Origin of the sequence: Devosia sp. LjRoot16 (assembly GCF_964252795.1) — a bacterium.
In the GTDB taxonomy this organism is placed as follows: domain Bacteria; phylum Pseudomonadota; class Alphaproteobacteria; order Rhizobiales; family Devosiaceae; genus Devosia_A.
In genome coordinates this window covers 1709492-1721671 of record NZ_CAXUPH020000001.1, presented here as the reverse complement: position 1 = coordinate 1721671, position 12180 = coordinate 1709492, and the positions used below count along the sequence as shown (strand labels likewise).

Annotated in this window: 11 protein-coding genes; 7 read left to right on the top strand and 4 right to left on the bottom strand. The window is 65.8% G+C overall.

Translation table 11 applies throughout. The features are described from left to right. Window positions 1–62: 62 nt before the first annotated feature. Together ACSQ23_RS08165 and murQ are read right to left on the bottom strand one after the other, a co-directional pair. Complete coding sequence (locus tag ACSQ23_RS08165) at window positions 63–1583, bottom strand: ABC transporter substrate-binding protein (RefSeq protein ID WP_436090296.1); 1521 nt, start codon at window positions 1581–1583, stop codon at window positions 63–65. A gap of 79 nt (window positions 1584–1662) precedes the next feature. Then, entirely contained in the window at window positions 1663–2598 is a 936-nt protein-coding gene (gene murQ, locus ACSQ23_RS08160) for an N-acetylmuramic acid 6-phosphate etherase (RefSeq protein WP_436090295.1), read from the bottom strand. Window positions 2599–2757: 159 nt separating this feature from the next. Between murQ and ACSQ23_RS08155 the strand changes: the two genes are divergently transcribed. From ACSQ23_RS08155 to ACSQ23_RS08125, 7 genes are all read left to right on the top strand, one after another. After that, window positions 2758–3618, top strand: coding sequence for a MurR/RpiR family transcriptional regulator (locus ACSQ23_RS08155; protein WP_055994873.1), 861 nt, complete (start codon window positions 2758–2760; stop codon window positions 3616–3618). After that, window positions 3615–4643: a beta-N-acetylhexosaminidase gene (gene nagZ, locus ACSQ23_RS08150; RefSeq protein ID WP_436090294.1), complete on the top strand. Its 1029-nt coding sequence runs from the start codon at window positions 3615–3617 to the stop codon at window positions 4641–4643. Before ACSQ23_RS08155 ends, nagZ begins: the two co-directional genes overlap by 4 nt. Window positions 4644–4718: 75 nt before the next feature. After that, entirely contained in the window at window positions 4719–6329 is a 1611-nt protein-coding gene (locus tag ACSQ23_RS08145; RefSeq protein ID WP_156387257.1) for an ABC transporter substrate-binding protein, read from the top strand. Between the two features lie 59 nt (window positions 6330–6388). After that, window positions 6389–7366, top strand: a complete 978-nt coding sequence (locus ACSQ23_RS08140; RefSeq protein ID WP_055875101.1) for an ABC transporter permease — start codon at window positions 6389–6391, stop codon at window positions 7364–7366. A 3-nt stretch (window positions 7367–7369) separates the two neighbouring features. Then, window positions 7370–8257: an ABC transporter permease gene (locus ACSQ23_RS08135; protein WP_055875098.1), complete on the top strand. Its 888-nt coding sequence runs from the start codon at window positions 7370–7372 to the stop codon at window positions 8255–8257. Then, on the top strand, window positions 8254–9069 hold the full coding sequence (locus ACSQ23_RS08130; RefSeq protein WP_436090293.1) for an ABC transporter ATP-binding protein: 816 nt from the start codon (window positions 8254–8256) through the stop codon (window positions 9067–9069). Before ACSQ23_RS08135 ends, ACSQ23_RS08130 begins: the two co-directional genes overlap by 4 nt. After that, the gene (locus ACSQ23_RS08125) at window positions 9066–9977 is read left to right on the top strand and encodes an ABC transporter ATP-binding protein (protein ID WP_436090292.1); all 912 of its coding nucleotides are present in this window, start codon (window positions 9066–9068) and stop codon (window positions 9975–9977) included. Before ACSQ23_RS08130 ends, ACSQ23_RS08125 begins: the two co-directional genes overlap by 4 nt. Before the next feature lie 173 nt (window positions 9978–10150). Here ACSQ23_RS08125 and ACSQ23_RS08120 read toward each other — a convergent pair whose 3' ends face one another. Together ACSQ23_RS08120 and ACSQ23_RS08115 are read right to left on the bottom strand one after the other, a co-directional pair. Continuing rightward, the gene (locus tag ACSQ23_RS08120) at window positions 10151–10978 is read right to left on the bottom strand and encodes a C40 family peptidase (protein ID WP_244488369.1); all 828 of its coding nucleotides are present in this window, start codon (window positions 10976–10978) and stop codon (window positions 10151–10153) included. Between the two features lie 61 nt (window positions 10979–11039). Then, entirely contained in the window at window positions 11040–12176 is a 1137-nt protein-coding gene (locus ACSQ23_RS08115) for an NAD(P)/FAD-dependent oxidoreductase (protein WP_055993945.1), read from the bottom strand. Window positions 12177–12180: the final 4 nt, after the last annotated feature.

The window sequence follows — 12180 nt, the reverse complement described above, 5'->3', positions numbered from 1 at the left end:
GAGCGCTTTCAGGAAAAGTTGCAGAGTTTTCCGGTTCGAAAGCGCGACAGAAATCTATGCGCTTACTGACCCACGGTCACCTTGCTCAGCGCAAACAGCAGGTTGCTCGGGTTGATCTCGTAGCCCTTCACGCTGTCGAGGTTGGCCGTGTAGGTCACCGTGCTGGAGATCCACACCCACGGGGCCTGCTCAGCCAACCGCGCCTCGAACTGCTGGAAGATCGGCTTGCGCTTGGCCACGTCGGTTTCGACCCGGCCTTCCTGCAGCAGCTTGTCGAGCTCGGGATCGGAGAAGTTCGACACCTTCACCAGGTTGCCGTCCTTGGTGAAGTAGCGGTTGTACATCGGGTACGGATCCGGACGGCCACCGTTCTGCGCCACCGCCATGTCGAAATCGCCCTTCAGCCAGGTGTCGACATAGACCTTCAGATCCATGGTCTTGATGTTGAGCTTGACGCCGATCGCGGCGAGCTGGCTCTGCAGCACCTGCGCCTCGTTGGCGGCATAGGGCGGCTCGCCGGTCGCGGCGATCACATCGACCGAGAAGCCGGCTTCCTGGCCCGCTTCCTTCATCAGCGCCTTGGCCTTGTCGACGTCCTGCGTATAGCAGAACAGCGTCGAGGGATCCGAGGCGTAGGCAGCCATGGTCAGGGGACCGGTGACCTTGCCCTCGCCGATCAGCGCGGTATCGATGATCTCCTGCCGGTTGACGGCGCACGAGATCGCCTGCCGCACCTTGAGGTTGTCCATCGGCGGCCGCGACGGGTTCATCTGCAGCACGTTATAGGCGAGGCCCGGGATGCGGTTGAGGGTCATGCCCTGCTCGCCCGGAATGAGCGTCGCGATGGTCGGGTCGTTGAACAGCGCGAAATCGATCTGGTTGGCGCGCATCGAGTCGATGATGGCGCTCTCGCTCGGCAGCACCGAGATGGTGATGCCGTCGACGCCGACCTTGCCGCCGGCCCAGTTCGGGTTGGGGCTGAGCACTTCCTTGACGTTCGGATCCCACTGGTCGAGCTTGAACGGGCCCGAGCCGATGGCGGTGATGCCGATGCTGCCATCGGTCACCGCGCTCGCCGGAACGATCGAGGCATTGGTGCCCGACATGGCGACTAGGATCGGCGCGTCGGGCTGGCTCAGGTGGAACACCACGGTCTGCGGGTCGGGCGTATCGATCGAGGCGATCGAGGTGAAGTTGGCCCGCGCCGCGGCGGCGGTCGCTTCGTCGAGCAGGCGCTCGAACGAGGCCTTGACGTCGGCCGAGGTGACCGCGTCGCCGGTCGAGAACTTGGCGTTCGGGTCGAGCTTGAAGGTGAGGGTCAGCCCGTCGGCCGAGAATTCCCAGCTCGTGGCGATGGCGGGCGACACATTGTAGTTCGCGTCGAGCCGCACCAGCGGCTCGTAGATCAATTCGAGCAGGCGCAGCGACGAGAACGCCGTCTGCTTGTGCGGGTCGAGCCCGGTCGCATCCTGCGACCACGCCATGCGGAGGCTTGCGGCCTGAACCGGCAGGGCGAAGGCGGTGGTCAGCGTTGCCGCGACGGCAAGGCCGGCGAGCAATCGTTTGGTCGTGGTCAAATGCATGGTGTTTCCCTCTCTGTTTTCAGTCTCGGCCGATAACGGCAGCGCCGCTTCGGCCAGTCGCTAGATCGTCGTCTACTGCTCACGCACCGGCTTCGAGCGCGCGTCTCAGGAACCCGCCGGCGCCCGCCATGGCGGTGCGCGCCTCGGCCACATCGAGGCCGGTGAGGATGGTCAGGATCGCCAGCTTCACGTCGTTGCCGGTGCGCTCCAGCGCCTCTTCGGCGACCTGCTCGGGGCAGTCGGTCGCCTGCATGGCGATGCGCACCGCGCGCGCCAAGAGCTTCTCGTTGCTGGTCCGCACATCGACCATCAGGTTCTGGTAGGTCTTGCCGATGCGGATCATGCTCGCGGTGGAGAGCATGTTGAGCACCAGCTTCTGCGCCGTGCCCGATTTGAGCCGGGTCGAGCCGGTGACCACCTCGGCGCCGACCAGCGGCGCGATCGAGATGTCGGCGAGGCCGGCAATGGCGGAATCGGGGTTGCAGGTGAGCCCCACCGTCACTGCGCCGAGCGACTTGGCGTAGTTCAGTGCGCCGATCACATACGGAGTGCGGCCGCTGACCGCGATCCCCACCACCACGTCGCGATTGGTGAGGTCGATGGCCCTGAGGTCCGCCGCGCCGCCTGTGGTGCTGTCCTCGGCGCCCTCGACGGCGCTGACCAGCGCCCCGAGGCCGCCGGCAATCACCCCCACGACCATCGTCGGTGGCACGCCGAAGGTCGGTGGACATTCCGAGGCATCGAGCACCCCCAGCCGTCCGCTGGTGCCGGCGCCGATATAGATCAGCCGCCCACCCTTGCCGAACGCCTCGACAATCTTGTCGACCGCTAGCGCCACCTGCGGCAGGGTCTTGCCAACCGCCTCGGGCACCAGCCGGTCCTCGGCATTGATGGTCTTGACGATCTCCGGCGTTGCCATCAGGTCGATGCCCATGGTGCGCGGATTGCGCTCCTCCGAGACGAGCTGTTCGAGCTCGCTCAGCAAGGCCCGGCGATCGCTGACGACGGCGGTCATGGGCGGCTATCCGGGCGAATATCGCTTGGGGATTCGGTGCGTGACATCGGGACTCCTGAGCGTCGGTGGAAGGTAGAAACTCCGCGCTTTCGCTGTCAATTGTTTTCATTGCGGACGCACGGATTGCACTTTTGTTTCGCGTGGGTAATGAATGGCGCGATGGGGATTCAGTCGAACATCGAGGCGTCCGCCGCGAGCTTCACGCCGACCATGCGGCGGCTCGCCAAGGCCATTCGCGACAACCCGGCGATCGTCCTCGAAAAGACCATCTCGCAGATCGCCGAGGCCTGCGGCACCTCGGTCGCCTCGGTGGTGCGCTTCTGCCGCGCCGTCGGGGTCAGCGGCTATGCCGAGCTGCGCATGTCGCTCGCCACCGAGCTCGGCAAGGAGGCGGCGCAGTTTGGCTCCGGCCTGACGCTGGGCGCCGAAATTGCCCGCACCGATACGCTCGAGGAGATGGCCGCCAAGGTCGCCTCGCTCGAAATGCTGGCCATCGAGGAGACCGTATCGAGCCTCGATTTCAGGACGCTCGAGCGGGTGGTCACGGCGCTCGACCAGGCCGAGCGCATCCTGCTGTTCGGCATCGGCGCCAGCCACTTCGTCGCCCAGGACCTGCACCACAAGCTGTTCCGCGTCGGCCGCAACGTCTTCCTGATGGCCGATGCGCACGAGGCCTGGACCGCGGCGTTGCTGTCGCCGGCCCGCACCGTCGCCATCGGCTTTTCGCATTCCGGCACCACTGCCGACACGGTGCAGTTCCTGAAGCTCGCCAAGGACAACGGCGCCCTCACCGTCGCCATCACCGGCTCGCCGGAATCGCCGCTGGCGCGCGCCGCCGAGGAACGCCTCTTCACCCACGCTCGTGAAAGCACGCTGCGCGCCGGCGCCATGGTCAGCCGCATCGCCCAGCTGGCGCTGGTCGATTGCCTGTTCATGGGGGTGGCCCGGCTGCGCTACGAGCAGACCATCGACGCGCTGAAGCGCACCCGCGACATCACCCATCCCGAGCAGGCCGTATGACCACCAACTCCGAACCTTTGGCCCTGTTCGTCGGTGTCTCCGGCTACGAGCTCACCGCCGACGAGACCGCGTTTCTCCGAGAAGCGAACCCCTACGGGCTGTTCCTGTTCCGCCGCAACCTCGACCATCGGGAGCAGGCCAGGCGCTTGTGCGCTCAGTTCCGCGAGGTCGTCGGCCGCCCCGACGCGCCCATCTTCATCGACCAGGAAGGCGGCCGCGTGCAGCGGCTCGACAACGGCAACTGGCCGAGCTTCCGCAGCCTCGGCGCCTTCGGCGCGCTCGCCAAAAAAGATCTCGCGCTGGCCAAACGCGCTTTGCGCCTCTCGACCCAGGCCATGGGCGCCATCATGACCGACCTCACCATCGACAGCGGCACCACGCCGGTGATCGATCTCGCCCGCCCCGGCACCCACGACGTGATCGGGCAGCGCGCCCTCGGTGACGATCCGGAGCTGGTGGTGACCCTCGCCCGCGAAGTGATCGACGGCATGCTCGAGGTCGGCGCGCTGCCGATCATGAAGCACATTCCGGGCTATGGCCGGGTGACGGTCGATCCGCACTTCGATTGCCCGGTGGTCGATGCCGCGCTCGACGACCTGCGCGCCACCGACTTCCAGCCCTTCATCAAGCTCCGCGACACCCCCTGGGCCATGGTCGCCCACTTGATCTTCACCCGGATCGACCCGGAGCGCGCGGCCTCGGTTTCGCCCGCACTCTACGACCTGATCCGCAACGACATCGGCTATGACGGCGTGCTGATCACCGATTGCCTCAGCATGGAGGCGCTGAAGGGCACGCCGCGAGAGCGCGTCGCCGCCGCCCTCGCTGCCGGATGCGACATTGCGCTGCTGACCCAGGGGGGTCTCGAGGCCAGCATTTCGGCCGCCGAAGGCGCACGCCCGCTAGCTGGGCAAACGATCGAACGAATCACGCGCGCAACGCGCAAACGCGGTAACCTTCGCGTCGATGCCACAGCGCTTCACGCTGAAGTCGAAGGGATTTTTCGGGAGAACGGCCTCGCCTGAGGCGGCGCCACGATAAAGAGGAGACTGGAAGTGTTAAAGAGCAAGCTGATTGCGGCCACCGCCCTGGCGCTCGCGATGACTGCACCTGTGAGTGCGCAGGTCGTCCTGACCGTCAGCTCCGAGCAGACCACGACCTATGTGCGCAACTTCAACCCGTTCAACCAGACGTCGGCGCGCGCCACCACCAAGGATTTCATCTACGAGCCGCTGGCGATCTTCAATCGCCTCGCCGGCGCCAAGTGGGAATACCGGCTGGCCGAGAGTTTCGAGCTGGCCGACGACCTCAAGTCGATCACCTTCGTGCTGCGCGACGGGCTGAAATGGTCGGATGGCCAACCGCTCACCGCCGATGACGTGGTGTTCACCTACGCCAACCTGACGAAGTTCCCGGCGCTCGACTTCAACTCCGTCTCCAAGCTGATGGCGTCGGTCGAAAAGCTCGACGCGCGCACCGTGCGCTTCAACCTCGCCCAGCCCAACTCGCTGGTCGCCACCACTATCGTCGCCATGCCGATCGTTCCCCAGCACATCTGGAAGGACGTCGCCGATCCGGTGACCTTCACCAACGAGAACCCGGTCGGCTCCGGCCCGCTCACCGAGATCACCCGCTTCACCCCGCAGGTCTATGAGCAGTGCCGCAACCCCAATTACTGGGATGCCGCGAGCCTGCACGTCGATTGCATCCGCATGCCGCAGCTCGCCGACAACCCGCAGGTACTGGCGGCTTTGGCCGATGGCACGCTCGACTGGGCGACGAGCTTCATCCCCGATATCGACAACACCTTCGTCGCCAAGGACCCCGAGCATAACCACTACTGGTTCCTGCCCTCGAGCCTCGTCGCCTTCACGCTGAACCTCGAAAGCCCCGACGCCAACAACAAGAAGGCGTTCAACGACGTCAACTTCCGCCGCGCCGTTTCGATGCTGATCGATCGCCAGTCGATCATCGACATCGCCGGCTACGGCTATCCGGTGATCAACGAAGACCCGGCCATGCTCGGCTCGTTCTACAAGGCCTTTGGCAACCCCGAGGTGGTCACCCAGTTCGGCCAGTACGGCAAGTTCGACCTCGAGGCCGGGAAGGCTTTGCTCGAGCAATCGGGCTATGTCGACAAGGACGGCGACGGCTTCCGCGACAACCCGGACGGCACGCCGATCGCCATCGACATCGAGATCCCCAACGGCTGGACCGACTGGATCGATGCCGTGCAGATCGCCATCGAGACGCTGAAGCAGGGCGGGCTCAACGTGAAGATGTCGACCCCCGAGGAATCGGTCTGGGCTTCGGATCTGATCGACGCCAAGTACTCGATGTCGCTCAACGCCATCGCTTCGGCGGCCAACCCCTACTTCCCCTATATCCGCTCGTTCAACCCGGCCGATTTCGGCAAGAGCCGTACCTCGGCGCAGCGCTGGACCGACCCGGAAGTGGTCGAGATGCTGAACAAGTACACCCAGGTGAAGGACCCGGCCGAACAGAAGTCGATCATGGATGCCATCCAGCTCAAGGTGGCCGCGGCCATGCCGGTGATCCCGGTCTACAACAGCCCGTCCTTCTACCAGTACAGCACCAAGCGCTTTACCGGCTGGGCCAACGCGGAGAACCAGATCACCTCGCCGGTGGTCTCCAACGCCAACCCGGGCCGCCTGATCCAGCTCTTGGCGCTGCGTCCGGTCGCGCAATAATCCGCTACCAGCGAGGGCGCTTCAGGCGCCCTCGCTCCCCCACCTAGCGAAGAGATCCAATGGCCTTTCTGCTCCGCCGGCTGGTGTTCTACCTAGCGGCCTTCATCGCTGCGGCAACCATCAACTTCTTCCTGCCGCGCCTGATGCCGGGCGATCCGATCCAGAAGATGTTCGCCGGCGCCGGATCCGACCTGTCGCTGGAAAACCTCAACGCGCTGAAGCTCACCTTCGGCTTCATCGACGCGCCGATCGGCGAGCAGTATCTCGCTTATTTGAAGAGCGTTTTCACCGGCGATCTCGGCCGCTCCATCCGCTTCTTTCCGCTGCCGGTCACCGAGCTGCTCGGCCGCGCCCTGATTTGGACCGTCGGCCTTGTCGGCACCGCCACCATTATCGGCTTCACCATCGGCACGCTGCTCGGCGTCATGGCCGCCTGGCGCCGCGGCACCCGCTTCGACACCATCATCTCGCTGCTCTCGATCTTTTCGAGTTCGGTGCCGGCAGTGGTCGTCTCGCTGATCACCCTGTTCGCCTTCGGCTATACGCTCGGCTGGTTCCCCAACGGCTATGCCGCCGACCCGATGCTCGATCCATCCTGGGGCTGGGACTATGTCGGGAGCGTCCTCTACCACGGCACCCTGCCGATGCTGACCATGGTGATCGTGTTGACCGGCGGCTTCGCCGTGACCATGCGCAACAACATGATCAACCTGCTCGGCGAGGATTACATCGTCATGGGCCGCGCCAAGGGACTGTCCGACCGCGGCGTCATGCTCTGGTACGCGGCGCGCAACGCGCTGCTCCCCACTGTCTCCGCCCTCGCCATCTCGCTCGGCGCCGTGCTTGGCGGCTCGCTGGTGACCGAGGTGGTGTTCAACTATCCCGGCATGGGCAACACGCTCTACCAGGCCATCCTCGCCCGCGATTACCCGGTGATCCAGGGCGCCCTGCTGATCATGACCGCGGCAATGCTGACCGCCAATTTCGTTGTCGATCTGAGCTACGTGCTGCTCGACCCACGCCTGAAGCGGGCCTGACCCATGACCCTCCTCACCCAGCTGCTGCGCAACAAGAAGGCCCTGGTTGGGGTGACCATCCTTGCGATCGTCATCCTCGTCGCCATCTTCGCGCCGCTGCTCACCGAATACAGCCCGACCCAGCGCGTCGGCCGGCCGCATCAGGCGCCGTCGGCCGAGCATCTGCTCGGCACCACGCGGCTCGGCCACGACGTCTTCACCCGGCTGCTTTACGGCGCCCGCATCTCGCTCGCCGTCGGCTTCGGCGCCGGGCTGCTGATCACGGTGATCGGCACCGTGCTCGGCATCATTGCCGGCTACAAGGGCGGCGTGGTCGATGAGGTCATCACCTTCCTGACCAACATGGTGCTGGTCATCCCCAACCTGCCGCTGCTCTTGGTGCTCGCCGCCTTCATCGGCCAGGCGAGCCCGCTGGTCATCGCCGTCATCCTCGGCTTCACCTCCTGGGCCTGGGGCGTCCGCGTCACCCGCTCCGAAACCCTGTCGATCCGCCAGCGCGATTTCGTCAAATCCGCCGAGATGCTGGGCGAACCCAGCTGGCGCATCATGGCGTTCGAAATCTTCCCCAACCTGATCTCGATCGTCGGCATTAACTTCATCGGCAGTGTGCTGTTCGCCGTGATCACTGAGGCAACGCTCGAGTTCCTCGGGCTGGGCGACCCCAACACCGTCTCCTGGGGCATCATGCTCTACAACGCCCAGAACGCCTCGGCCCTCTCGGTCGGCGCCTGGTGGGACATTCTCACCCCCTGCTTCGCCCTGGCGGTGCTCGGCCTCGGCCTCGCGCTGATCAACTTCGCCATCGACGAGATCGCCAACCCGCGGCTCAGGACCGGCGGCATGCTGGCGCGCTGGACCGGGCTGATCCGCCGTGGGGAGGGCACGCTGTGAACGACCCCGTCCTCTCGATCCGCAACCTCTCGATCGACTACATCGGCGCCACCACCGATTTCCATGCGGTGAAAAATGTCAGCTTCGACATCGGCAAGGGCGAGTTCTTCGGCCTTGCCGGCGAGTCCGGATGCGGCAAGAGCACCATCGCCTTCGCCATCAGCCGCCTGCATCGCCCGCCGGCGCTGATCCGCACCGGCAGCCAGATCCTGCTCGATGGGCGCGACGTGCTCACCCTCGACGACCAGGCTTTGAAGCAGCTGCGCTGGCGCGAGGTCGCCATGGTGTTCCAGAGCGCCATGAACTCGCTGAACCCGGTGCTATCAATCGAGCGCCAGTTCTACGATGTGCTCAAAACCCATACCGGCATGTCGCGCGCTGCCGCCCGGGCCCGCGCCGCCGAACTCCTCAAGCTCGTCGATATCCCGGCCGACCGGCTCTCGGCCTATCCGCACCAGCTGTCGGGCGGCATGCGGCAGCGCGTCGTCATCGCCATCTGCCTCGCGCTCAACCCAAAACTCCTGATCATGGACGAGCCGACCACCGCGCTCGATGTGGTGGTGCAGCGCGAGATCCTCGAGCGCATCCACAAGCTGCGCCAGGAGCTCGGCTTCTCGGTGCTGTTCATCACCCACGACCTGGCGCTGATGGTGCAGGTCTCCGATCGCATCGGCATCATGCTGGAAGGCGAGCTGGTCGAGGTCAACGACGCCCAGGCGATCTACCGCACGCCGCAGCACGACTATACCAAGAAGCTCTGGGCCTCGATCCCGCGCCTCACCGGCAAGCCGATCGCCGAGGCCACGCCATGACCGACACGGCCCCCATCCTCGCCCTCGACAATGTCTCGAAGGTGTTCCACCGCGGCGGCAGCACCGTGCATGCGGCGCGCGCCGTGTCATTCGCGCTCCATCCCGGCCGCACCCTGGCGCTGGTCGGCGAATCCGGCTCGGGCAAAACCACCGCCGCCCGCCTGATCATGCGCGAGTATCGCCCCGACCAGGGTCGCCTCCTGTTCCGCGGCGAGCCGATCGAAGGCAGTGCGGTGCGCGATATGAAGGCCTATCGCAGCGCCGTGCAGATGGTGTTCCAGGATCCGTTCTCCTCGCTCAACCCGGTCCACACCATCCGCTACCACCTGGAGCGGCCGATGCGGCTGCACCAGCCGAGCCTGAAGGGTGCGGCGCGCGACGCCGCCATCGCCGAGGTGCTGACCCGGGTAAGGCTTGACCCGGCGCTGATCCTGCCGAAATACCCGCACGAACTGAGTGGTGGCCAGCGCCAGCGCATCAGCATCGCCCGGGCGCTGGCGGTGAACCCCGAGGTGATCATCGCGGACGAACCGACCTCGATGCTCGACGTCTCGGTGCGGCTCGGCATCCTGAACCTGCTCAACGACATGAAGCGACAGCTGAAGCTCGCCGTGCTCTACATCACCCACGACATCGCCACCGCCCGCTATGTCGCCGAGGACATCATGGTGATGTATGCCGGCCAGATCGTCGAATGGGGCGAGACCGAAAGCGTGCTCGGCAACCCGCAGCACCCCTATACCCGCCTGCTCCTCTCTGCCGTCCCCGACCCCGACCGCCGCTTCGGCGACACCCGCTTCAGTGACGAGCTCGACCGCATCGACCTGATCCGCCGCCAATCGGCACTGGAGCAGCCGGAAGTGCGGGAGATCGGTCCCAACCACTTCATCCGGCCGATGCCGGTGTAGCTGTCGTCATTTTGCCGGTCGCGGGTTTACCCCCTACCTCGCCCCGCCCACCGGGTGTCATCCCAGCGAAAGCTGGGACCCATCTCACAGCCCGCGCTGGCGGATAGTTGGATCCCGGCTTTTGCGGGGATGACATCGAGTGGGTGGCTACGACAAGGCGGGACGGAAGCCGCTCAGATCCGCCGATACCCCGTCGGCTCGCCGCCTCCCAGGCGGCTGGTCCGTTCCACCACCTCGGCCAGCGGCTCGATCGCTACCGCCATGTGGAAGGAGTTGGCGTGGATGATCTCGCTCGGGCTGGTCAGCATCGCCACGTGCCCACGCCAGAACATCAGGTCGCCGCGCCGCAGTGCCGTGGTCGCGACCGGCTCGCCCATCGCGGCCTGCTGGTCGCTGTCGCGCGCACAGTCACGCCCGGCGGCATACAGCGCCTGCTGCACCAGCCCCGAGCAGTCGAGCCCCAGGCTTTCGCGCCCGCCCCACTGATAGGGCGTCCCGACAAACCGCTCGGCAACCGCCACATAGTCCGGCGCACGGTCGCCAACCGGCGCCAGATGCTCCGCGACGAACCAGCCGCCGGAGGTTTTCACAAACCGTCCCTCGCGTCCCTCCTCGGCCACCAGCGCGTTCAGCGAATAGAGTCCGACCGGCGGGGCCTTGATGCTGGGCGCACTGAACCCATAGGTCCGTAGTGCCCGTATTGTATGGGTCGGCGCGGCGCCGGGCGCCCCCAACGCCGCCGCTGCGACATAGCCGACATAGCCGTCCCGCCGCGCCTGCCCGAAGGCCCAGCCATCGGTCTCGTCCAGCACCTCGAACAGCTCGCCGAACAGCAGCTGATCGAGCTGCTCGGCCTCTGCCGAGGGCGTACGGCGCAGCGCCGCCGAGGGAATTCGTGCCTGCCGTACGCTGGTCTCGACATAACGGCCTGCGGGGACGATCCCCTCGAGCGACCGCGCAGCAATTCCATCACGGGCGAGGGTCAGGCGTGGATCGAGCAAGGTGGGGTGTCCCATGGAAAGTGGCGGCGCAGAGCCCGAAGCTAGCCCGCCATTTCACCCCTCACAACCCGAACCAGCGAGCCCGCCGCGATGCGCCGAAATGCTGCTTGTCGGTGCGGAGGCTCACCGAGGGCTCGTAGTAGTTGCCGGTGGGCTGCGGGCCGGAGAAGAAATCCACCTCGACCTTGCCGATACGGCCGCCGCCGAACTCGATATAGCAGGTGCCGAACCCGTTGTACGGCACCGCCTCTCCGGTCTGCCTGAGCTTCGCCACCAGCGCGCTCGCTACGGCTTTCGCCGCGCCTTCAGCGAACACCCCAGCCTTCGGCGTGCCGGTCGCCGCCCCATCGCCCACGGCGTAGACATTGTCGTATTTCGTCTCCAGGGTCCGCGGATTGACCGGGATCCAGCCATTCTCGGACATGCCGCTCTCGAGCACCACCGGCGGCACCCGGTGCTTGGGGACGCCGAGGAACAGCTCGAACGGCATTTCCCGCCCGTCGTCCAGCACGGCGACATTGCGCGCATTGTCGACCGAAGCGACGCGCCGGCTCGGGATGAACTCGATGTCGCGTTCGGCGAAGGCGGCGAGCAGCGCCCGCGACGTTTCTGGCGACGGCGGCACCGGGCTACCGAGCGGCAGCACCAGCGAGATCCTGCAGTTCTGCCGCACGCCGCGCTCGACCAGGTAGTCATGCAGCATCAGCGCGCATTCGCTCGGCGCCGGTGGGCATTTGTAGGGCGCGCCGCATACCCCGATGATGGCGTTGCCGCTGCTGAAGTTCGGCAGCAGCTCGCGCAGCCGCTCCGCCCCCGGGATCGAATAGAATTCCGTGGTCCCGGCGAGCCCCGGCGTCGCCTCGAAATCGTACTCCGCTCCCAGCGCCACCACGAGATGGTCCGCTTCGAACACGCCGTTATCGGTGCTGACCCGCCGCGCCACCGGGTCGATCGCCGTGATGGTGCGCTTGAGCAGCTTCACCCCCGGCTTGGCATAGGCGCTGTATGGCATCCGCACCGCCTCGGCTTCGGCATGGCCGAACATCACGTCGAGCTTGGAAAAGCCGAACATGAAGGAATCCGATTTGTCGATCAGCGTCACGTCGATGCTGTCGCCCAGTTGCTCGGACAATAATGTCGTCAGTTCGAGGCCGCCAAAGCCGGCGCCAAGCACCAGGATGCGGGGTTTGCTGCTCATATCA

Bases quoted from the DNA above. Each gene is read 5' to 3' on its own strand.
- ACSQ23_RS08165 (WP_436090296.1), bottom strand. From the start codon at position 1,583: ATGCATTTGACCACGACCAAACGATTGCTCGCCGGCCTTGCCGTCGCG.
- murQ (WP_436090295.1), bottom strand. From the start codon at position 2,598: ATGACCGCCGTCGTCAGCGATCGCCGGGCCTTGCTGAGCGAGCTCGAA.
- ACSQ23_RS08155 (WP_055994873.1), top strand. From the start codon at position 2,758: ATGGGGATTCAGTCGAACATCGAGGCGTCCGCCGCGAGCTTCACGCCG.
- nagZ (WP_436090294.1), top strand. From the start codon at position 3,615: ATGACCACCAACTCCGAACCTTTGGCCCTGTTCGTCGGTGTCTCCGGC.
- ACSQ23_RS08145 (WP_156387257.1), top strand. From the start codon at position 4,719: ATGACTGCACCTGTGAGTGCGCAGGTCGTCCTGACCGTCAGCTCCGAG.
- ACSQ23_RS08140 (WP_055875101.1), top strand. From the start codon at position 6,389: ATGGCCTTTCTGCTCCGCCGGCTGGTGTTCTACCTAGCGGCCTTCATC.
- ACSQ23_RS08135 (WP_055875098.1), top strand. From the start codon at position 7,370: ATGACCCTCCTCACCCAGCTGCTGCGCAACAAGAAGGCCCTGGTTGGG.
- ACSQ23_RS08125 (WP_436090292.1), top strand. From the start codon at position 9,066: ATGACCGACACGGCCCCCATCCTCGCCCTCGACAATGTCTCGAAGGTG.
- ACSQ23_RS08115 (WP_055993945.1), bottom strand. From the start codon at position 12,176: ATGAGCAGCAAACCCCGCATCCTGGTGCTTGGCGCCGGCTTTGGCGGC.